This is a genomic window from Streptacidiphilus rugosus AM-16, from assembly GCF_000744655.1.
Taxonomy (GTDB): Bacteria; Actinomycetota; Actinomycetes; order Streptomycetales; family Streptomycetaceae; genus Streptacidiphilus; species Streptacidiphilus rugosus.
The window spans coordinates 3,423,993-3,445,222 of record NZ_JQMJ01000004.1; the positions used below are offsets into that span (position 1 = coordinate 3,423,993).

The following is a 21,230-nucleotide window of genomic DNA, read 5'->3' on the forward strand; positions in this document are numbered from 1 at the left end:
CGACGAACCCCACCCCACCCCACGCCACGCCAGACCCTCGCCCACAGGAGTGATCGAGATGCCAGAGTTCCGCAGCTCGTCCGACCGGTCCGCGGCCAGATTCACCGAGCTCACCGACCCCGTGCTGACCGTGCGCCAGCTCGGGACCTTCGACTCCTTCGCCCGCAAGCAGCCCGGCCGCGTCGACTCGGCGCTGGTCTACGCGACCGGCAGCGGCAAGTGCGCCGTCTTCCTCCCGCCGAGCCGGCCCGGCCGCAGCGACCTGACCGGCCGCGGCTACCGCTCGCTGTACGAGATCGACATGGGCATCCACCACTTCACCCTCTCCGAGCGGCTGCCCTGCGAGGAGGACGCCGGCGGCTTCCTGGCCACCATCGACGTGGACTGGCGGGTGAGCGCGCCGGAGCGGGTGGTGACCAGCGGGCTGCGCGACGTCCGCGCCCTGGTCACGCCGCGGATCCAGCGCCGGCTGCGGCGGATCACCCGCCGCTTCCCGCTCGACTCCAGCAGCGCCGCGGAGGCGGCGGCGCAGGAGGACCTGCTGGACGAGCCGCTGGCCGAGGACGCCGGGCTGACCATCAGCTGCTCGGTCCAGCTCGACCTGGACGAGGCCGGCGCGGAGCAGAAGGGCGCCGTCCGTCAGCTCGGCTACCGGCACGGCATCCAGGAGAAGCTGCTGGTCGCCGCGGACGACGACGCCGAGCTCGCCTCCAAGAAGGCCGCCTTCTACCAGTACTACCTGCAGCGGGGCGGGGTCGAGGCATGGGCGCTGCAGGTGGCGCAGCACCCCGAGGACCTGCCCAAGGCGCTGGAGCAACTGAACGCCGAGCAGCAGCAGGTGGTCCGCAACCAGCTGGACCTGATGAACACGATGATCGAGGGCAAGCACATCGAGCACTTCCAGCTGGAGGGCATGTCCCAGGCCGCCGCCGACGCGCTGACGCGCATGCTGCGCCAGACCGGCGGACTGCCGGACCAGTCGCACCCGCAGCGCCCGGAGCTGGACCAGGGCCCGCAGGACCAGCCGCCCGGCCGCCGGGAGTGACCGTGACCGCCGAGCCGAGGGGCGAGCGCGCACTGGGGCTGCTGGGCGACCTGCGGGCCGAGACCGCACGGGCGGACGGCAAGGCGGCCGTGCTGGTCACCGTGCTCGGCCTGCTGAGCGGCCTGCTGGTCGGCCGGGACTGGTCGCACGCCCGCGCCTCCGCGGTCGGGCTCACGCTGCTGCTGGCCGTCGGCACGAGCCTCACGGTCTCGCTGCTGGCCATGCTGCTGGCGATCTTTCCTCGCTACCGCGCCAGCCGCTGGGCGCCGGGAGAGCCGCTGGCGTTCTTCGGCGACGTGCTGCGCGCCCAGCGGGCCGGGCTGCTGGACCGGGCGCTGACCGACACCGAGCAGGCGGCCGGTCCGGCCCTGGCGACGTCCGTCGCCGAGATCGCCGTCATCGCCGCCCGCAAGAACCGCTGGATCCGGATCGGCACCTGCGCGTTCGCCCTGGCCGCAGGGCTGCTGCCGCTGCTGCTCCTCGTCTCCGACTGACCATCCGTCCGGCACCACCGGCACCACCGGCACCACCGGCACGACCGGCACGACCCGCACTCAGCACCGCCCGCACCGCCCGCACCGCCGCCGAAGGAGGAACCGACCATGTCCGACTCGACCCCACCGGCCTACCCGGGAGCACCCGCGTACCCCGAACCGCCCGCGTACCCCGAGCCGTCCGCCTACCCCGAGCCGTCCGCCTACCCCGAAGCCGCCGCCGGCGAGGCCCCGCCCGCCTACCCCGAAGCCCTCGCGCCCGCCGGCGCCCCGGAGTACCCCGAGCCGCCCGCCTACCCCGAAGCCGCCCTCCAGGCCCCGCCCGCGCCCGCGGCCGCTCGGGGAGGCATCGGAGCCCAGGCCGCCGCTCCCGCCGTCGAGACCGCCCCGGCGGCTCCCCGCGGTGCGGATCCCGAGAGCACGGTGCACACCGGCACCGCCGACTCCGACAGCACAGATCCGGACCGCAATCCCGCCCTGGACCTCGATCTCGACCACGTGGGCGGCCGGGTCCACATGGCCGACCACGCGCGCAAGGCCGACGTCACCGTGCTGGGCAAGGCCCTGCTGCTGGTGCCGAACTTCCTCGGCAGCCTGCTGGTCGTGGTGCTGGTCGCCTTCATCCTGCCCACCCCCTTCAACTACCTGCTGCTCGTCCTCTGGCTCGCCTCCGGCGCGCTGGTCTTCCACCGGCCGGCCGAGGCCGTGATCGCCCGGTACCTGCTGAACCTGCGGCCCCCGCTGCGCGCGGACCTGGACCGGCTGAAGCCGATCTGGTCCGAGGTGGCCAGACGGGCCGGAGTCGACGGCGACGTCTACGACCTCTGGATCGAAGAGAGCGACGACCTCAACGCCTACGCCGCGGCCGGGCACATCGTGGGGGTCACCCGCTTCTCGATGGACAAGCTGGAGCCTGGCCTGCTGGCCGGCGTGCTGGCGCACGAGCTGGGGCACCACCGCGGCGGGCACGCCTGGTCCTCGCTGCTGGGGCTCTGGTACTCGCTGCCGGGACGGTTCGCCTGGCGGCTGGTCCGCCGCGTGGTCTCGTTCGCGGTCAGGGTGATCGCGGCCTTCTCGGTCCTGGGCGCGCTGCTGGTGGTCGGCGTGGTCGCGCTGATCGTCTTCGCGGTCGTCAGCACCTACCCCTGGCTGCTGCTGGCGCTGCTGGCTCCGCTGCTGCTCGCGGCGGTGGACCGCAAGGCGGAACTCAAGGCCGACCTGCACGCGGCCGAGCTCGGCTTCGCCCCGGCGATGATCGAGGTGTTCCAGCGCTTCCAGGCCGCCGAGGAGACCGAGGCGGCCGAGGCCGCGGCGGCCGCGCGAGCCGCGGGGGGCCGCAAGGCCGTGGAGAAGTCGACGGTGGCCAAGCTGCTCGCCAGCCACCCCGACAACTTCACCCGGATCCGGCAGATGGAGGACTACCTCTCCGCCCGCTCCTAGCCGGGAAACGCCGCAGGGCGGCTGCCCCACCCCGTTCGGGGGGAGCAGCCGCCCTGCGGCTCACTGCGTGACCGGTCAGCCCGTGTAGGGGCCGTAGTCGTAGTCGTCCAGCGGGACGGCCTGGCCGGAGCCGGCGCCGAAGGGCGAGTAGTCCATGTCGTCGTAGCCGACGGCGGAGTACATCGCGGCCTTCGCCTCCTCGGTGGGCTCCACCCGGATGTTGCGGTAGCGGGGCAGACCCGTACCGGCCGGGATGAGCTTACCGAGGATGACGTTCTCCTTGAGGCCCAGCAGCGGGTCGGACTTGGCGTGGATCGCCGCGTCCGTGAGGACCCTGGTCGTCTCCTGGAAGGAGGCGGCCGACAGCCAGGACTCGGTGGCCAGCGAGGCCTTGGTGATACCCATCAGCTGCGGACGGCCGGAGGCGGGGTGACCGCCCTCGGAGACCACGCGACGGTTCTCGACCTCGAAGCGGCCGCGCTCGACGAGCTCGCCCGGGAGCAGCTCGGCGTCGCCCGACTCGATGATCGTCACACGGCGCAGCATCTGCCGGATGATGATCTCGATGTGCTTGTCGTGGATCGACACACCCTGGTTGTTGTAGACCTTCTGGACTTCCTCGACCAGGTGCACCTGCACGGCGCGCTGACCCATGATGCGCAGCACGTCGTGCGGGTTGACCGTACCCGCGGTCATCTTCTCGCCGACCGAGACCGCGGAGCCCTCCTCGACCAGCAGCTTGACGCGCTTGGAGACGGGGTAGGCGATCTCGTCACTGCCGTCGTCCGGCGTGATGACGATCTTGCGGGTCTTCTCGGTGTCCTCGATCCGCACGCGGCCCTGGGCCTCGGAGATCGGGGCCACACCACGCGGGTTACGGGCCTCGAAGAGCTCGACGACACGCGGCAGACCCTGGGTGATGTCGTCACCGGCCACACCACCGGTGTGGAAGGTACGCATCGTCAGCTGGGTGCCGGGCTCACCGATGGACTGGGCGGCGATGATGCCGACCGCCTCACCGATGTCGACCAGCTTGCCGGTGGCCAGCGAGCGGCCGTAGCACATGGCGCAGGTGCCGACGGCGGACTCACAGGTCAGGATCGAGCGGATCTTGACCTCGGAGACGCCGACGCGGACCAGCTCGTCGATCATGACGTCGCCCAGGTCGACCCCGGCCGGGGCGATGACCTGGCCGTCCACCACGATGTCCTCGGACAGCGTGCGGGCGTAGACGCTGGTCTCGACGTTGTCGACCTTGCGGAGGACGCCGTCGGCGCCCACCGTGGCGATCGGCAGCTTGAGACCGCGCTCCGTCTGGCAGTCCTCCTCGCGAATGATGACGTCCTGGGAGACGTCGACCAGACGACGGGTGAGGTAGCCGGAGTCGGCGGTACGCAGGGCGGTGTCGGCGAGACCCTTACGGGCACCGTGGGTGGAGATGAAGTACTCCAGCACGGACAGACCCTCACGGAACGACGCCTTGATGGGACGGGCGATCGTCTCGTTCTTGGCGTTCGACACCAGACCACGCATACCGGCGATCTGACGCATCTGCATCATGTTTCCACGAGCACCCGAGTCGACCATCATGAAGATGGGGTTCGTCTTCGGGAAGTTCGCGTTCATCGCCTCGGCGACCTCGTTGGTCGCCTTGGTCCAGATCGCGACGAGCTCCTGCTGGCGCTCGTCACGGGTGATCAGACCGCGCTCGTACTGCTTCTGGACCTTCTCGGCCTGGGCCTCGTAGCCCTCCAGGATCTGCGGCTTGGTCGGCGGAACGACGACGTCCGAGATCGAGACGGTGACACCCGAGCGCGTGGCCCAGTGGAAACCGGCGGCCTTGAGGTTGTCCAGGGTCGCCGCGACGACGACCTTGGGGTAGCGCTCGGCCAGGTCGTTGACGATGGCGGAGAGCTGCTTCTTGCCGACCTCGTAGTCGACGAACGGGTAGTCCTCGGGCAGCAGCTCGTTGAAGAGCGCGCGACCCAGGGTCGTCCGCAGACGCAGCGGCTCGCCCTCCGTCCACGACGGCTTGCCGTCCTCGTCGACCGGCGGGGTCCAGCCACGCGGCGGGACGGTGCCGACCGGCAGGCGCAGGTCGATCGGGGCCTGGAGGTCCAGCTCCTTGGCGTCGAAGGCCATGACGGCCTCCGAGGTCGCGCCGAAGGCACGGCCGACACCGCGGAGCGTGTCCAGCTCGCGGTCGGAGGTCAGGAAGAACAGACCCAGGACCATGTCCTGCGTCGGCATCGTGACCGGGCGACCGTCGGCCGGCTTGAGGATGTTGTTCGAGGACAGCATCAGGATGCGGGCCTCGGCCTGCGCCTCCGCGGAGAGCGGCAGGTGGACGGCCATCTGGTCACCGTCGAAGTCCGCGTTGAACGCGGTGCAGACGAGCGGGTGGATCTGGATGGCCTTGCCCTCGACCAGCTGCGGCTCGAAGGCCTGGATGCCGAGGCGGTGCAGCGTGGGCGCACGGTTCAGCAGAACCGGGTGCTCGGCGATGACCTCTTCGAGCACGTCCCACACGACCGGACGGGCACGCTCGACCATGCGCTTGGCCGACTTGATGTTCTGCGCGTGGTTCAGGTCCACCAGGCGCTTCATCACGAACGGCTTGAAGAGCTCCAGCGCCATGGCCTTCGGCAGACCGCACTGGTGCAGCTTGAGCTGCGGGCCGACGACGATGACCGAACGGGCCGAGTAGTCGACGCGCTTGCCGAGCAGGTTCTGACGGAAACGACCCTGCTTGCCCTTGAGCATGTCGCTCAGGGACTTCAGCGGGCGGTTGCCCGGACCGGTGACCGGACGACCACGACGGCCGTTGTCGAACAGCGAGTCCACGGCCTCCTGGAGCATGCGCTTCTCGTTGTTCACGATGATCTCGGGCGCGCCGAGGTCGAGAAGCCGCTTCAGGCGGTTGTTGCGGTTGATGACGCGGCGGTACAGGTCGTTCAGGTCGGAGGTCGCGAAGCGGCCACCGTCCAGCTGCACCATCGGACGCAGGTCCGGCGGGATGACCGGGACGCAGTCCAGGACCATGCCGGCCGGCTTGTTGTTGGTCTGCAGGAACGCGGAGACGACCTTCAGACGCTTGAGGGCGCGGGTCTTCTTCTGACCCTTGCCGGTCTTGATGATCTCGCGGAGGCGCTCGGCCTCCTCCTCCAGGTCGAAGGACTCCAGGCGCTTCTGCAGCGCGGCGGCGCCCATCGAGCCCATGAAGTAGGTGCCGAAGCGGTCGCGCAGCTCGCGGTAGAGCAGCTCGTCGCCCTCCAGGTCCTGGACCTTGAGGGACTTGAAGCGCGCCCACACCTCGTCGAGGCGGTCCAGCTCGCGCTGGTTGCGGTCGCGCAGCTGCTTCATCTCGCGCTCGGCGCCCTCGCGCACCTTGCGGCGCACGTCGGCCTTGGCGCCCTCGGCCTCCAGCTCGGCCAGGTCGGCCTCGAGCTTCTTGGCGCGGGCCTCCAGGTCGGAGTCACGGCGCTGCTCGATCTGCTGGCGCTCCACGGAGACGTGCGCCTCCAGGGACGGCAGGTCGCGCGTACGGCGCTCCTCGTCCACCCACGTGATCATGTAGGCGGCGAAGTAGATGACCTTCTCGAGGTCCTTGGGAGCAAGGTCCAGGAGGTAGCCGAGGCGCGACGGGACGCCCTTGAAGTACCAGATGTGCGTGACGGGCGCGGCCAGCTCGATGTGGCCCATCCGCTCACGACGCACCTTGGCGCGAGTGACCTCGACGCCGCAGCGCTCGCAGATGATGCCCTTGAAGCGGACGCGCTTGTACTTACCGCAGTAGCACTCCCAGTCCCGGGTCGGGCCGAAGATCTTCTCGCAGAAGAGGCCGTCCTTTTCGGGCTTGAGGGTGCGGTAGTTGATGGTCTCGGGCTTCTTGACCTCGCCGTGGGACCACTGACGGATGTCGTCAGCGGTCGCCAGGCCGATTCGCAGCTCATCGAAGAAGTTGACGTCGAGCACGGGTCGTCAATCCCACCTTCGGGGTCGAAGTCTTACTGGTGGTCTGAGTAGGGGGTCCTGGGGGCGGCGGGCCGGCTCAGCGGACTGAGCCGGCCCAACCCCTGTCAGACCTCTTCGACGCTGCTCGGCTCGCGCCGGGACAGGTCGATACCGAGCTCCTCCGCGGCGCGGAACACGTCCTCGTCGGAGTCACGCATCTCGATGGACATACCGTCGGACGACAGCACCTCCACGTTCAGGCAGAGCGACTGCATCTCCTTGATGAGGACCTTGAAGGACTCGGGGATGCCGGGCTCGGGGATGTTCTCGCCCTTGACGATGGCCTCGTAGACCTTCACGCGGCCGAGGACGTCGTCGGACTTGATGGTGAGCAGCTCCTGCAGGGCGTAGGCGGCGCCGTACGCCTCGAGGGCCCACACCTCCATCTCACCGAAGCGCTGACCACCGAACTGCGCCTTACCACCCAGCGGCTGCTGGGTGATCATGGAGTACGGACCGGTCGAACGCGCGTGCAGCTTGTCGTCGACCAGGTGGTGCAGCTTGAGGATGTACATGTAGCCGACCGAGATCGGCATCGGGAACGGCTCACCGGAACGGCCGTCGAAGAGACGGGCCTTGCCGGAGGAGCCGACCAGACGGTCACCGTCACGCGTGAGCGTGGTGTGGTCCAGCAGACCGGTGATCTCGTCCTCGCGGGCGCCGTCGAAGACCGGGGTGGCCACGTTGGTCCCCGGGTCGGCCTTGTCGGCGCCGATCTTCTGCAGACGGCGGGCCCACTCCTCGGCGATGCCCGAGACGTCCCAGCCGGTCTTGGCGAGCCAGCCGAGGTGGGTCTCCAGCACCTGTCCCGGGTTCATTCGGGACGGGACACCGAGGGGGTTGAGCACGATGTCGACCGGGGTGCCGTCCTCGAGGAACGGCATGTCCTCGACCGGAAGGATCTTGGAGATGACACCCTTGTTGCCGTGGCGGCCGGCCAGCTTGTCACCGTTGGTGATCTTGCGCTTCTGCGCCACGTAGACGCGGACCAGCTGGTTCACGCCCGGGGGCAGCTCGTCGCCCTCTTCGCGGTCGAAGACGCGGACGCCGATGACCTTGCCGGACTCACCGTGGGGAACCTTCAGCGAGGTGTCGCGGACCTCACGGGCCTTCTCACCGAAGATCGCGCGCAGCAGGCGCTCCTCCGGGGTCAGCTCGGTCTCACCCTTGGGCGTGACCTTGCCGACCAGGATGTCACCGGTGGTGACATCGGCGCCGATGCGGATGATGCCGCGCTCGTCGAGGTCCGCCAGGACCTCCTCGGAGACGTTCGGGATGTCCCGGGTGATCTCCTCGGGGCCGAGCTTGGTGTCACGGGCGTCGACCTCGTGCTCCTCGATGTGGATCGAGGAGAGGACGTCGTCCTGCACGAGGCGCTGCGACAGGATGATCGCGTCCTCGTAGTTGTGACCCTCCCACGGCATGAACGCCACGAGCAGGTTCTTGCCGAGGGCCATCTCGCCCTCGTCGGTGCACGGGCCGTCGGCCAGCACCTGGCCGACCTCGATGCGCGCGCCCTCGTCCACGATGACCTTCTGGTTGAAGGCCGTGCCCTGGTTGGAGCGGGTGAACTTGGCCACGCGGTACGTGGTGTAGGTGCCGTCGTCGTTGGCGACCGTGACGTAGTCCGCGGAGACCTCCTGGACCACGCCGGACTTCTCGGCCGAGATGACGTCGGCGGCGTCGACGGCGGCGCGGTACTCCATGCCGGTGCCGACGAGCGGGGACTCGCTCTTCAGCAGCGGAACGGCCTGGCGCATCATGTTCGAGCCCATGAGCGCGCGGTTGGCGTCGTCGTGCTCGAGGAACGGGATCATGGCGGTCGCGACCGACACCATCTGGCGCGGCGAGACGTCCATGTAGTCGATCTCGACACCGGGGATGTAGTCGATCTCGCCGCCACGGCGGCGGACCAGGACACGGGCCTCGGCGAAGTGGTTGTCGTCCGTCAGCGGGGCGTTGGCCTGCGCGATGACGAAGCGGTCCTCCTCGTCGGCGGTCAGGTAGTCCAGGTCGTCGGTGACGACACCCTCGACGACCTTGCGGTACGGCGTCTCCACGAAGCCGAAGGCGTTGACCCGGCCGTAGGAGGCGAGCGAACCGATCAGACCGATGTTCGGGCCTTCAGGGGTCTCGATCGGGCACATGCGTCCGTAGTGGGACGGGTGCACGTCACGGACCTCGAAGCCGGCGCGCTCACGGGACAGACCACCGGGGCCCAGCGCGGACAGACGACGCTTGTGGGTCAGCCCCGACAGCGGGTTCGTCTGGTCCATGAACTGGGACAGCTGGCTGGTGCCGAAGAACTCCTTGATGGAGGCGACGACCGGCCGGATGTTGATCAGGGTCTGCGGCGTGATCGCCTCGACGTCCTGGGTGGTCATGCGCTCGCGCACGACACGCTCCATACGGGCGAGACCCGTACGGACCTGGTTCTGGATCAGCTCGCCGACGTTGCGCAGACGACGGTTGCCGAAGTGGTCGATGTCGTCGTCCTCGATGACGATCGTCGAACCGTTCGGCGCGACCTGCTCGGTCTCACCCGCGTGGAGCTGCACCAGGTAGCGGATCGTCGCGATGATGTCGTCGACGGTCAGCACACCGGAGTCGAGCCCCTGGGCGACACCCAGCTTCTTGTTGATCTTGTACCGGCCGACCTTGGCCAGGTCGTAGCGCTTCGGGTTGAAGTAGAGGTTCTCCAGAAGCGTCTGCGCGGCCTCGCGGGTCGGCGGCTCGCCCGGGCGCAGCTTGCGGTAGATGTCGAGCAGCGCGTCGTCCTGACCCTGGGTGTGGTCCTTCTCCAGGGTGGCGCGCATCGACTCGTACTGGCCGAACTCCTCCAGGATCTGCTCGGAGGTCCAGCCGAGCGCCTTGAGCAGGACGGTGACCGACTGCTTGCGCTTGCGGTCGATGCGGACACCGACCATGTCGCGCTTGTCGATCTCCATCTCCAGCCAGGCACCACGCGAGGGGATGACCTTGGCGGAGTAGATGTCCTTGTCAGAGGTCTTGTCCAGGGTGGTGTCGAAGTAGACGCCAGGAGAACGGACCAGCTGGGACACGACGACACGCTCGGTGCCGTTGATGACGAAGGTGCCCTTGTTGGTCATCAGGGGGAAGTCACCCATGAAGACCGTCTGGGACTTGATCTCACCAGTTTCGTTGTTGGTGAACTCGGCCGTGACGAAGAGCGGGGCCGCGAAGGTGAAGTCGCGGTCCTTGCACTCCTCGATCGAGTTCTTCGGGGGCTCGAACCGGTGGTCGCGGAAGGTCAGCGACATGGACCCGGAGAAGTCCTCGATCGGGGAGATCTCCTCGAAGATCTCCTCCAGACCGGACTTGGTCGGGACGTCGTGACCGTCTGCGAGGGCGGCGTCGACCCGCGCCTTCCAGGCGGCGTTGCCGAGGAGCCAGTCAAAGCTCTCGGTCTGGAGCGCCAGGAGGTTCGGGACCTCGAGGGGCTCGCGGATCTTCGCGAAGGAAACACGGAGCGGGGCGGTGGATGCGGAGGTGTTCGAGGCGTTGCGCGAGGCGGCCAAGAGGGGGTCCTTCCGAGGGCTCGGACTCACTACGCGCGTACCGGGCCCGCCCGTCTCACGGGTAGCATCCGCGCTCCCGCACTGGACTCGTCACCAGGGACGTTTCTCCTGGTCAGAGCCGGTGCGCGAACGGGGTGCCACCCCTGGTCGGGGCAGCGCAAACTCCGGGCGACGAGTCACGGAGCAGCTAAAAGGCAGCGCAAAGGGACAGTGTAGCCAGACGGCACACTGCTGTCCAGTCCGGATTCGGAGACCGAATCGTCGAACTCCCTACCTCGCGGGCGATCCCCTCTCGGGGCCGCCTCTTCCGTCCACTGAGGGCGGTCACTGCGTCACGTGGTGAATGCTTCCCACCACGAGGCGAATCCATGCCTTCGTGCTGTCGGCTGCCTGCCGACTTCGCTGCCTGCTCGCTCAAGACCTCGCGTCCTGAGAATTGCGCGCCGCGTCCCGTTCGTCAAGGGCGCGGCGACTGCGGACTCGGTTACGGACCGGCATCGCCGCTGCTCGGGACGGACTCCTGGGCAACGACGATCACCATACTCGCCTGCACTGACAGTCGGCACCCCGTCTAGTCCAGATGGCCTGAAACGGTGCTATTCGGACATACAAAAAACCGGGGCGATCACTCCTGGGAGTGATCGCCCCGGCCGGTGCTTCCGTTCAGAAGCGGCAGAGCGCTCGGGCGGCGGCCCGAAAGGTCTTACTTGACCTCGACGCCGGCGCCGGCGGCCTTGAGAGCCTCGGCAGCCTTGTCAGCGGTCTCCTTGTTGACCTTCTCGAGCAGCGGCTTCGGCGCACCGTCGACCAGGTCCTTGGCCTCCTTGAGGCCCAGGGAGGTCAGCTCACGCACGACCTTGATGACCTGGATCTTCTTGTCGCCGGCGCCGGTGAGGATGACGTCGAACTCGTCCTTCTCCTCGGGAGCCTCGGCGGCAGCGCCACCACCGGCAACGACGACCGCGGCGGCCGGGGCGGCGGCGGTGACGTCGAACTTCTCCTCGAAGGCCTTCACGAACTCGGAGAGCTCGATGAGGGTCATCTCCTCGAACTGCGCGAGCAGGTCGTCCTGGCTGAGCTTCGCCATGATGGCGTCCTTCCACTAATCGGCTGGTGCCGGATGTATTGATACGGCGGGCGTACGGGCCCGCTGCGAGAACGGATTACTCCGCGGCGGGAGCCTCGTCCTCGACGGCGGGGGCCGGCGTACCGGCACCGCCCTGCTCCTCGACCTTGGCGCGCAGCGCCTCGATGGTGCGAACCATCTTGGACGGCAGAGCCTGGAAGAGCGCGGCAGCCTGAGACTGCTTGCCCTTCATGGCACCGGCCAGCTTGGAGAGCAGCACCTCGCGGGACTCGAGGTCCGCGAGCTTCTTGATCTCGTCACCGGTGAGCGGCTTGCCGTCGAGCACGCCGCCCTTGATGATGAGCGCAGGGTTGTCCTTGGCGAAGTCACGCAGAGCCTTGGCCGACTCCACCGGGTCACCGGCGACGAAGGCGACAGCCGTCGGACCCGCGAACAGGTCGTCCAGCGTCGTGATCCCGGCCTCGTTGGCCGCAATCTTGGTCAGCGTGTTCTTCACCACGGCGTACTCGGCGTTCGCGCCGAGCGAGCGACGCAGCGTCTTCAGCTGCGCCACGGTCAGACCGCGGTACTCGGTCAGCACGGCCGCGTTCGAGCCGCGGAACTTGTCCGTGATCTCGGCAACGGCGGCAGCCTTGTCGGGCCTTGCCATAGGCTTACGCCTCCTTCCGTGATGTCGATGCGTGGCCGACCAATGAGTCGACCTGCTACGCCTATCGCGCTGGAAGGAAAGCTTTTGAAACTACGACGAGCCCCGGCGCAGGCGCACGGGGCTCGGACCTCCGCTCGACATCACCGGGTGATGGAGCGGCGGGACTGATGTCCTCGAATCAACCTGCGCGGGCTGTCCGCAGCATTCGCTGTGCGGATCCTTCGGCTCCCGTGACCCTTGCGGGCACACGCGAGCAACCAGCGGTCAGTGGCTTGATGGGAAGACTACGTGACCGACCGCCCGGGGGGCAAATCGCCCCCCGGGGCGGCGCGGAATCAGGACTTGAGGCCCTTGAGCAGCTGGCCGAAGTCGAGCGTGTCGGAGGCAGCCGGCGGCGTCACCGTGACGGAGCTCGCGCTGTAGTCGGAGTAGTCGACCGTGGAGGAGAAGGTGCCGGCGTTGGTCGCGGCCGACGTGGAGATGCGCACGGGCAGGTTGTCCGCGCCCACCCAGGCGTCGACCGTCTCGCTGGTCAGCCCCTCCTTCTGCGCGGACTCGAGCAGGTTCTTGAGGCCGCCGCTGGCGTTGGCCGGCAGGTCGGAGACGTTGACGGTGCCCTGGTAGTGCGTGGCCTTGACGCCGTTCACCGTCTCCGTGCCGACCCGCTTGATGCCCTTCGAGGTCGTCAGCAGCTTGAGCTGGGTGGCGGGGTCCTGGCCGCCGCTCTGGTTGATCATGTCCGAGAAGCTCTTGCCGGACGGGCCGAGGGTGGAGAGGTCCATCTTCATCCAGTGCTTGCCGCCCATCTTCGCGGCCGCGTCGGCGCCCATGTTCAGGTACATGGTCGAGCCGGAGAACATCTCGCGCATGGTGCCGGACCCCAGCTGGGCGAGCTTGGGGCTCTGGACCGAGACGTCCATCGCGAAGGGCTTCCAGCCGATCCGGCCGGACATCGACATCTGCCCGCTGCCACCGCTGCTGATCTGCGCGGTGACCTTGACCGAGCTGTAGCCGTCGGTCTTCGTCGTCGCGAGCGACATCGCGTCGGCGACGCTGACCAGCGGGGCCGCGGCGCCCTCCGCGGCCTGCTTGGCAGCGCTGCAGGCGGAGACGGCGCCGAGAGCGAGCGCGACGGTCGTCGCGGCGACGAGCGTACGGGTGTGACGCATGTGGTTCCCCCTCAGAAGATTCTGTCGGCCATCGACGCTACACCCGTGTCATGACAAGAAAACGGGCCGGTACCCGTTCCCGAGGGAACTGGTACCGGCCCGTTTCAGAACTGCCGCGAACCTGGCGCGTCGGACGACGAATCGTCAGACGTTGGCCGGGTCCTCCTCGACGAGGAGGTTGCGGGTGCGGTTCGGGTCGACCTGGATGCCGGGGCCCATGGTGGTGCTCACGGCGACCTTCTTGATGTAACGGCCCTTGGCGGCGGACGGCTTGGCCCGGAGGACCTCCTCCAGCGCCGCGGCGTAGTTCTCCACCAGCTTCTCGGTGTCGAACGACGTCTTGCCGATGATCAGGTGCAGGTTCGAGTGCTTGTCGACGCGGAACTCGATCTTGCCGCCCTTGATCTCGGTCACGGCCTTCGCCACGTCCGGGGTCACGGTGCCGGTCTTCGGGTTCGGCATCAGGCCACGGGGACCGAGCACGCGGCCGAGGCGGCCGACCTTGCCCATGAGGTCCGGGGTGGCGACGACGGCGTCGAAGTCCAGACGACCCTTGGCGACCTCGTCGATCAGCTCGTCGGCACCGACGATGTCGGCGCCCGCAGCCTCCGCGGCCGCGGCACGGTCACCGGTCGCGAAGACCAGGACCCGGGCGGTCTTGCCGGTGCCGTGCGGGAGGTTCACGGTGCTGCGGACCATCTGGTCGGCCTTGCGCGGGTCGACACCCAGACGCATGGCGACCTCGACGGTCGAGTCGAACTTGGTGGTGGAGGTCTCCTTGGCCAGACGGATGGCCTCGAGGGGGGCGTACAGACGCTCGCGGTCGACCTTGGCGGCCGCGGCAGTCAGAGCCTTGCTGCGCTTCACTGCTGCTCCTACTGGATTTCTTGGCGTGGAGTCGTGGTTGCTACGGGCCGCGCCGGCCCTACCACGGGAAAAGCTCTACCGAGGGGTTCAGCCCTCGACGGTGATGCCCATCGAACGAGCGGTACCGGCGATGATGCGCTCGGCCATCTCGATGTCGTTCGCGTTCAGGTCGGGCATCTTGGTGGTGGCGATCTCGCGGACCTGGGCAGCCGTGATCTTGGCGACCTTGGTCTTGTGCGGCTCGCCGGAGCCCTTCTCCACGCCCGCGGCCTTCAGGATGAGGCGAGCGGCCGGCGGAGTCTTGGTGACGAAGGTGAAGGAACGGTCCTCGTAGACCGTGATCTCCACCGGGATCACCATGCCACGCTGCGACTCGGTGGCCGCGTTGTAGGCCTTGCAGAACTCCATGATGTTGACACCGTGCTGACCCAGCGCGGGGCCGACGGGCGGCGCGGGGTTGGCCGCGCCGGCGTTGATCTGGAGCTTGATAAGCCCCGTGACCTTCTTCTTCTTGGGAGGCATGCTCTCTCCGGGTCCTTACGAGAGGTGTTCCCGACCGGCGTGCGTCAGCGCACCGGCGGGGCCTTGGATGTCCGTGTGTCGTTCGCGGCGACTCAGAGAGCCAGCAACCCGCAGTGCACACACATCGAACCAGAATAGCCCGAGACCCCGGCCAGCCCGAAATCCTCCCCCAGCCTCCGGCCGGGGAGACCGCCTAACGACCCAGCAGCCGGGCCACTCCCTCGGCCACTCCCCCGACCACGCGCGCCGCGCCCTCCAGCCCCGCACGGACCGGCGGCGGCAACTGCGCGTCGTCGAACAAGCCCTCGTCAGCCTGCTCCGCCTCGACGACCGGGACGCCGGGGGGCGCCTCCAGCCGGTAGGACTCCGCTTCCTCGGGTGCGGGCCCGAGGTCGTGCAGTTCCAGGTGGCCGGTGGCCAGCACCAGACCCGTCGCCAGGTCGACGACGAGTCCGTCGCCGCCCGCGGTGATCCGGACGGCACGGCGCCCCTCCCAGACCACCACGTCCCGCACGGCCAGCGGTCGGCGCAGCTCCGCGCGGGGGCGACGCAGGGAGTCGAGGAGGAACACCGGCGGCTCGCCGGGCCGGACGACGAGGCGGTGCGGCATCAGGCGGTAGTGCCGCTCGCCGTCGTAGGCCTGAGCCTGCGCGGCAGCAGGCCCGATGCTCCTGGTGGGGTCGATCCGGAAGCGACCGTCCTCCGCCAGGGCGATGCGGGCCTCGCCGAAGTCGGTGCGCAGCGTGCCCGCCAGACCGGTCGGCCGGGCGAGGGCCAGCAGCCGGACCACCTCCTCGACCGACGGGGCGGGCTCGTCCAGCGGCTCGGGCTCGGTCGGCTCCATCGGGGCCGGCAGCGGGACCTGGCCCTCACTCCCGCGCAGCGCCCGGCGCAGCGCCGGATCGAAGGCCATCCGCCCGAGCGTCAGTACCAGGCCCCGCGCGGTGCGACCCACCTGCGCGGCGGTCATCGCCGGCCCGGGGCCCAGCTCCGGGCCCGCCTCCGCGTGCGGCTCCGGTACCGCCGCCTCCGGGCCGATCGCCCGCACCGTGAGCGTCCGGAGGGGTCGGCCGTCGAAGACCTCGGCCAGGCGCAGCAGCAGACCCGTCTCCGCGTCGACCAGCAGCTCGATCCGCTCCACGAAGTCCATGCGCAGCACCGGCACCCTGCGGTCGGGCCGGAGCATGAGGGAGACGGCCGGGCGGCCCAGCGCCTCGGTGGACCCGCCGAGCTCCCAGCGGACGTCGCCGAAGAGCCAGTCCGGCCGGCGCACGACCGCGTCGGGATCCCGCTCCGGTATCTCCACGCCGAACGAGAGCCCTCCGCTCAGGCGTCGCACCTCCGCCGCGGCGTGCCGCTGCAGCGCGGCCTCGGCCTCGGCATGCCGCTCGACGTCCAGCTCGACCGTCGGCCGCAGCGGCGCGTGCGCCGCGCGGTACAGCAGAACGGCGAGATCGCCCTCGTCCTCGATGCCCATGCGTTCCCCCGTGAACGACGAAGCCCCGCACCCATGATGGGTGCGGGGCTCGCGGCTGTCAGGCGATCAGTCGTTCTTGGCGATCTGGTCGAAGGAGAGCTCGACCGGGGTCTCGCGGCCGAAGATCTCGACGAGACCCTTGACCTTCTTGGAGTCCGGGTTGATCTCGTTGATCGTCGCCTGCAGCGTGGCGAACGGGCCGTCGGTGACGGTGACCGAGTCGCCGACCTCGAAGTCCAGGACCTGGACCTCGGACGGGCGGACCGGGCTCGGCTTGCCGGCCTCCTTGGCCGCGGCGCGCTCGACGTCGGGCGCGAGCATCTTGACGACCTCGTCCAGCGTCAGCGGGTACGGGTCGTAGGCGTTGCCGACGAAGCCGGTGACGCCGGGGGTGTTGCGGACGACGCCCCAGGACTCGTTCGTCAGGTCCATGCGCACCAGCACGTAGCCGGGGAGCTTGTTCTGGCGAATGGTCTTGCGGTCGCCGTTCTTGATCTGGACGACCTCTTCCTGCGGCACCTCGGCCTGGTAGATGTAGTCCTCGACGTTGAGCGAGACGGCGCGCTGCTCCAGGTTGGCCTTCACGCGGTTCTCGTAACCGGCGTAGGTGTGGATGACGTACCACTCACCCGGGGCGATCCGCAGTTCCTCGCGGAAGGCGGCCACGGGGTCGATCTCCACGCCGTCATCCTCGGTGACCGCGGCCTCGGCCTCCTCGAAGGCCTCCACGGCGGAGGACTCGTCGGCGGAGACCACGTTCACGGCCTCCTCCTCGGCGGAGCGACCGGCCGCTTCCTCAGCAGCCTCGACCTCGTCGACGTCGGAATCGGCGTTGTCGACGATCTCCTCGACGGAGTCGTCGCCCCACGCCTGCTCCTCGGCCTCCAGGGCCTCAGCGGCGTCGTACGAGTGGGACTCAGACACGTTGGCTGCTTCTTCCTGCTTGTTGCGATCGGTGGATTCAACGATACCGACACAACGTTAGCGGAGCGCCCGGACAAGTGACGTCCGGGCGCTCGGTGCTGCAGTTTGGACGGAGCAGGCCTCGGGTGCGTCAGCCGAAGACGATCGAGGCGAGCTTCACGAAGCCGGTGTCGAGACCGTAGACGAGCGCCATGATCACCAGCACGAAGACGATGACCACCGAGGTGTAGGAGGTCAGGTCGCTGCGGGACGGCCAGACGACCTTGCGCAGCTCGGTGATGATCTGGCGGTAGAAGAGCGCGGTGCGCGCGAAGACGTTCGGGCCCTTGGCGCGCTTGCCGCGACCGCCCTTGCCCTCGGGGTCGCCGGCCTTGCGAGCGCGCTTCCGGTCGCGACGGGACGCTTCGTCCCCGCCGGAGCCGCTCTCAGGTGTGGCGGTGGAGCCTACGGTCTCCGTCACTTGTCCCTCACCTGATAATCCGGGTACCAGTAGGGGCACCCGCGAACTTGCGGGGCCCCTGAATTGCACTGCCGACGGTACCGCCTGAGTCGGGATTCCGACAGGGCGGAACAGCAGGGCCGGAGGGACTTGAACCCCCAACAACCGGTTTTGGAGACCGGTGCTCTACCAATTGAGCTACGACCCTTCGAGCCCGGGGTGCGGACTCGCAGACCCAACCTACAACATCCCGGCGTCCGCATCCGCGTCCTGCCGTCGTGCCGTCGGTGGGCTTCCAACGAGGGTTGAGTGTAGGGGGTAGCGGGCCCGCACGTCGAATGAGTTCCGCAGCTCGCGCCCGTTCGGGTCGTATCGCGGAACGCCGCGCCCCGGATTCCGGGCTTCTGCGAGCATGCAGACATGAGCGCTGGAACCCCCACCCCTGACGCAAGCACCCGTCCGGCCGACCGCCGGGTCTCGGCCCGCATCGGCGCCATCGCGGAGTCGGCGACGCTGGCCGTGGACGCCAAGGCGAAGGCCCTCAAGGCCGCCGGGCGCCCGGTGATCGGCTTCGGCGCGGGCGAGCCGGACTTCCCGACGCCGGACTACATCGTCGAGGAGGCCGTGGCCGCCTGCCGCGACCCGAAGAACCACCGCTACACGCCGGCCGGCGGGCTGCCGGAGCTGAAGGCGGCGATCGCGGCCAAGACGCTGCGCGACTCCGGCTGGGCGGTCGACGCCTCCCAGGTGCTGGTCACCAACGGCGGCAAGCAGGCGATCTACGAGGCCTTCGCGGCGCTGCTCGACCCCTCCGACGAGGTCATCGTGCCGGCGCCCTACTGGACCACCTACCCCGAGTCGATCCAGCTCGCGGGCGGCGTGACGGTGGAGGTCGTGGCCGACGAGACGACCGGCTACAAGGTCTCCGTCGAGCAGCTGGAGGCGGCCCGCACGGAGCGCACCAAGATGCTGCTCTTCGTCTCCCCCTCGAACCCGACCGGCGCCGTCTACACCCGCGCCGAGGTCGAGGCCGTCGGCCGTTGGGCGGCGGAGCACGGCCTCTGGGTGCTCACCGACGAGATCTACGAGCACCTGGTCTACGGCGACGCGGAGTTCGTCTCGCTGCCGGTGGCGGTGCCCGAGCTGGCCGACAAGTGCGTCGTGGTCAACGGCGTGGCCAAGACCTACGCGATGACGGGCTGGCGCGTCGGGTGGGTGATCGGCCCCGGCGACGTGATCAAGGCGGCGACGAACCTGCAGTCGCACGCCACCTCGAACGTGAGCAACGTCGCCCAGCGGGCGGCGCTGGCGGCGATCGCCGGGGACCTCTCCGCGGTCGACGAGATGAAGGTCGCCTTCGACCGTCGGCGGCGCACGATCGTGCGGATGCTGAACGAGATCCCCGGTGTGGTCTGTCCGGAGCCCGAGGGCGCGTTCTACGCGTACCCCTCGGTCAAGGGCCTGCTGGGCAAGGAGATCCGCGGCAGGCGCCCGGCCACCTCGGCCGAGCTGGCGGCGCTGATCCTCGACGAGGCCGAGGTCGCGGTCGTCCCCGGCGAGGCCTTCGGCACGCCCGGCTACCTGCGCCTGTCGTACGCGCTGGGCGACGCGGACCTGGTCGAGGGCGTCACCCGGCTGCAGAAGCTGCTGGCCGAGGCAGAGTAGGCGGGCACCGGATCCAGCGCAGGAGCGAGCGCTGGAGCAGGCACGACGCGGCACGGCTCACGGAGGCCCCTCGATCACTCGATCGGGGGGCCTCCGATTGTTGTTTCCCTTCGGGCGGGTCGATGCGCAAGGATCTGTGGATGGAACAGGTCCTCGCCCCGTCCCGTCCCTCCGACACGCCGTCCGACACCTCCGGCACCGCGTCGTCCACCCGGCGCGATGTGCGCCTGCTGCCCAAGGCGCACCTCCATCTGCACTTCACCGGTTCCATGCGCCCGGCCACGCTGCTGGAGCTGGCGGAGAAGCACGGCGTGCGGCTGCCGGAGGCGCTGAGCTCGGGCGAGCCGCCGAGGCTGCGGGCGACGGACGAACGCGGCTGGTTCCGCTTCCAGCGGCTGTACGACGCGGCACGCTCGGTGCTGCGGGACGAGGACGACATCCGGCGGCTGGTGCGCGAGGCCGCGGAGGACGAACGGGCGGACGGCTCGGGCTGGCTGGAGATCCAGGTCGACCCGACCTCGTACGCGCCACGCCTGGGAGGCCTGATCCCGGCGCTGGAGTTGGTACTCGACGCGGTCGACGAGGCCTCGCGCGAGTCGGGCGTGGGCATCCGGGTGCTGGTCGCGGCGAACCGGATGAAGCACCCGCTCGACGCCCGCACGCTGGCCCGCCTCGCGGTCCGCTTCGCCGACCGGGGCGTCGTCGGCTTCGGCCTCTCCAACGACGAACGCCGGGGCCTGGCACGGGACTTCGACCGCGCCTTCAGGATCGCCACGGAGGCGGGCCTGCTGGCCGCCCCGCACGGCGGCGAGCTGGCCGGGCCGGAGAGCGTCCGCTCCTGCCTGGACGATCTCGGCGCCCGGCGGGTGGGCCACGGCGTCCGCGCCGCGGAGAGCCCGGTGCTGATGCGCCGTCTCGCGGAGGAGCAGATCACCTGCGAGGTGTGCCCGGCGTCCAACGTCGCGCTGGGCGTCTACGAGCAGCAGGAGGACGTCCCCCTGCGCCGCCTCTTCGACGCGGGCGTGCCGCTGGCCCTGGGGGCGGACGATCCGTTGCTGTTCGGCTCCCGTCTGGCCGCGCAGTACGAGCTGGCGCGCGACAGCCACGGCTTCACCGACGAGGAGCTGGCCGAGCTGGCCCGTCAGTCGGTGCGCGCGTCGCGGGCCCCGGAACCGGCCCGGGTCTCACTGCTGAGCGGCATCGACGCCTGGCTGGCGCAGCCTGCCTGACCGGCGGCTCCGGCCCGGCCGGGGGCCGGCGGCGCGCACAGGGCCACGGCGACCAGGGCCGCGCCCACGGGCAGGAAGTCCAGGTCCCCCGTCCCCAGCAGCATGCCGCCGAGCACCACGAACGGCGCCCAGCGCGGCAGCAGCCGCGGCGCCGCACCGTAGGCGGCGAGGGCGGCGAGCGTGGTGAGGCCCGCCACGAAGCAGGCGGGGCCGCTGGAGTAGAACCAGGCCTTGAGCACCGGCACGGCGTCGACCCGGTCCCAGACCGAGACCATCGCGGCGTGGTTCGCGGAGGTCAGACCCGCCCAGAGGTCGACGACCGCCTGGCCGATCGTGCCGACCAGGCCCACCTGGGCGAGAGCGAGCACCAGCCGGCCGGCCAGGGGGCGGGTCGCGTACCGGGCGAGCGCGACCAGCACGGGCGCGAAGGCCAGCAGCGAGAGCAGGAAACAGAGGTGTCCGAGGGTCCAGCCGAGGCCGGGAGCCCGGTGATGGCTGGCGAGCCGGATCGCGCCGTAGGCGGCCAGCAGCAGCGGAGCGGTGAGGAAGGCGGCCCTGGGCCGCACGCGGCGAGTCATGACGATCATCGTCCCGGCCCCCCGCCGCCCGCGCGGTAGCGCGGACATCCCACTCGGTGGTGGTGCCTGCTCCAGTGCGACCCCCACGCCCG

16 protein-coding genes and 1 tRNA gene are annotated in these 21,230 nt (G+C 69.6%); 5 read left to right on the plus strand and 12 right to left on the minus strand.

Annotated elements, in window-relative coordinates; genetic code table 11:
- Positions 1-58 precede the first annotated feature (58 nt).
- The 3 genes from BS83_RS24405 (at position 59) to BS83_RS24415 (ending at position 2,979) form a co-directional block, all read left to right on the plus strand.
- Positions 59-1,045 carry a hypothetical protein gene (locus BS83_RS24405; protein WP_037605737.1) on the plus strand — a complete coding sequence of 329 codons (987 nt, stop codon included), beginning with the start codon at positions 59-61 and terminating at the stop codon, positions 1,043-1,045.
- 2 nt (positions 1,046-1,047) lie between these two features.
- A complete protein-coding gene (locus BS83_RS24410; protein ID WP_037609770.1) occupies positions 1,048-1,539 on the plus strand; it encodes a Pycsar system effector family protein in 492 nt (163 codons plus the stop codon).
- 108 nt (positions 1,540-1,647) lie between these two features.
- The gene (locus BS83_RS24415) at positions 1,648-2,979 is read left to right on the plus strand and encodes a M48 family metalloprotease (RefSeq protein WP_037605738.1); all 1,332 of its coding nucleotides are present in this window, start codon (positions 1,648-1,650) and stop codon (positions 2,977-2,979) included.
- Between the two features lie 75 nt (positions 2,980-3,054).
- Here BS83_RS24415 and BS83_RS24420 read toward each other — a convergent pair whose 3' ends face one another.
- The 11 genes from BS83_RS24420 to BS83_RS24470 all read right to left on the minus strand — a co-directional run bounded on the left by BS83_RS24420 (position 3,055) and on the right by BS83_RS24470 (position 17,874).
- On the minus strand, positions 3,055-6,954 hold the full coding sequence (locus tag BS83_RS24420) for a DNA-directed RNA polymerase subunit beta' (RefSeq protein ID WP_037605739.1): 3,900 nt from the start codon (positions 6,952-6,954) through the stop codon (positions 3,055-3,057).
- A gap of 104 nt (positions 6,955-7,058) precedes the next feature.
- Positions 7,059-10,532, minus strand: a complete 3,474-nt coding sequence (gene rpoB, locus BS83_RS24425; RefSeq protein WP_037605740.1) for a DNA-directed RNA polymerase subunit beta — start codon at positions 10,530-10,532, stop codon at positions 7,059-7,061.
- Between the two features lie 703 nt (positions 10,533-11,235).
- Positions 11,236-11,619 (minus strand): 50S ribosomal protein L7/L12, encoded by a 384-nt coding sequence (gene rplL / locus BS83_RS24430; RefSeq protein ID WP_037605741.1) that lies wholly within the window; start codon positions 11,617-11,619, stop codon positions 11,236-11,238.
- 76 nt (positions 11,620-11,695) lie between these two features.
- The gene (rplJ, locus tag BS83_RS24435; protein WP_037605742.1) at positions 11,696-12,268 is read right to left on the minus strand and encodes a 50S ribosomal protein L10; all 573 of its coding nucleotides are present in this window, start codon (positions 12,266-12,268) and stop codon (positions 11,696-11,698) included.
- Positions 12,269-12,603: 335 nt separating this feature from the next.
- Positions 12,604-13,437 (minus strand): LolA-like protein, encoded by an 834-nt coding sequence (locus BS83_RS24440; RefSeq protein WP_037605743.1) that lies wholly within the window; start codon positions 13,435-13,437, stop codon positions 12,604-12,606.
- A 144-nt stretch (positions 13,438-13,581) separates the two neighbouring features.
- Entirely contained in the window at positions 13,582-14,304 is a 723-nt protein-coding gene (rplA, locus tag BS83_RS24445; RefSeq protein WP_037605744.1) for a 50S ribosomal protein L1, read from the minus strand.
- An 87-nt stretch (positions 14,305-14,391) separates the two neighbouring features.
- Positions 14,392-14,826 carry a 50S ribosomal protein L11 gene (gene rplK, locus BS83_RS24450; protein ID WP_037605745.1) on the minus strand — a complete coding sequence of 145 codons (435 nt, stop codon included), beginning with the start codon at positions 14,824-14,826 and terminating at the stop codon, positions 14,392-14,394.
- Positions 14,827-15,019: 193 nt separating this feature from the next.
- A complete protein-coding gene (locus BS83_RS24455) occupies positions 15,020-16,303 on the minus strand; it encodes a hypothetical protein (protein ID WP_037605746.1) in 1,284 nt (427 codons plus the stop codon).
- A gap of 66 nt (positions 16,304-16,369) precedes the next feature.
- Complete coding sequence (gene nusG, locus BS83_RS24460; protein ID WP_198035293.1) at positions 16,370-17,227, minus strand: transcription termination/antitermination protein NusG; 858 nt, start codon at positions 17,225-17,227, stop codon at positions 16,370-16,372.
- Between the two features lie 130 nt (positions 17,228-17,357).
- Positions 17,358-17,687 carry a preprotein translocase subunit SecE gene (gene secE / locus BS83_RS24465; RefSeq protein WP_037605747.1) on the minus strand — a complete coding sequence of 110 codons (330 nt, stop codon included), beginning with the start codon at positions 17,685-17,687 and terminating at the stop codon, positions 17,358-17,360.
- A 114-nt stretch (positions 17,688-17,801) separates the two neighbouring features.
- Positions 17,802-17,874: transfer RNA gene (locus BS83_RS24470), tRNA-Trp, on the minus strand.
- 212 nt (positions 17,875-18,086) lie between these two features.
- On the opposite strand from BS83_RS24470, the gene BS83_RS24475 reads away from it, so the two are divergent.
- The gene (locus BS83_RS24475) at positions 18,087-19,331 is read left to right on the plus strand and encodes a pyridoxal phosphate-dependent aminotransferase (protein ID WP_037605748.1); all 1,245 of its coding nucleotides are present in this window, start codon (positions 18,087-18,089) and stop codon (positions 19,329-19,331) included.
- A gap of 140 nt (positions 19,332-19,471) precedes the next feature.
- Positions 19,472-20,560 (plus strand): adenosine deaminase, encoded by a 1,089-nt coding sequence (locus BS83_RS24480; RefSeq protein ID WP_084714008.1) that lies wholly within the window; start codon positions 19,472-19,474, stop codon positions 20,558-20,560.
- On the opposite strand, the gene BS83_RS24485 is transcribed toward BS83_RS24480, so the two are convergent.
- On the minus strand, positions 20,473-21,138 hold the full coding sequence (locus BS83_RS24485; RefSeq protein WP_157597298.1) for a hypothetical protein: 666 nt from the start codon (positions 21,136-21,138) through the stop codon (positions 20,473-20,475). The genes BS83_RS24480 and BS83_RS24485 overlap by 88 nt on opposite strands.
- Between the last annotated feature and the right edge of the window lie 92 nt (positions 21,139-21,230).

Bases quoted from the DNA above. Each gene is read 5' to 3' on its own strand.
- rplJ (WP_037605742.1), bottom strand. From the start codon at position 12,268: ATGGCAAGGCCCGACAAGGCTGCCGCCGTTGCCGAGATCACGGACAAG.
- BS83_RS24415 (WP_037605738.1), top strand. From the start codon at position 1,648: ATGTCCGACTCGACCCCACCGGCCTACCCGGGAGCACCCGCGTACCCC.
- BS83_RS24455 (WP_037605746.1), bottom strand. From the start codon at position 16,303: ATGGGCATCGAGGACGAGGGCGATCTCGCCGTTCTGCTGTACCGCGCG.
- BS83_RS24485 (WP_157597298.1), bottom strand. From the start codon at position 21,138: ATGACTCGCCGCGTGCGGCCCAGGGCCGCCTTCCTCACCGCTCCGCTG.
- BS83_RS24405 (WP_037605737.1), top strand. From the start codon at position 59: ATGCCAGAGTTCCGCAGCTCGTCCGACCGGTCCGCGGCCAGATTCACC.
- rplL (WP_037605741.1), bottom strand. From the start codon at position 11,619: ATGGCGAAGCTCAGCCAGGACGACCTGCTCGCGCAGTTCGAGGAGATG.
- BS83_RS24440 (WP_037605743.1), bottom strand. From the start codon at position 13,437: ATGCGTCACACCCGTACGCTCGTCGCCGCGACGACCGTCGCGCTCGCT.
- BS83_RS24480 (WP_084714008.1), top strand. From the start codon at position 19,472: ATGGAACAGGTCCTCGCCCCGTCCCGTCCCTCCGACACGCCGTCCGAC.
- BS83_RS24475 (WP_037605748.1), top strand. From the start codon at position 18,087: ATGAGCGCTGGAACCCCCACCCCTGACGCAAGCACCCGTCCGGCCGAC.
- rplK (WP_037605745.1), bottom strand. From the start codon at position 14,826: ATGCCTCCCAAGAAGAAGAAGGTCACGGGGCTTATCAAGCTCCAGATC.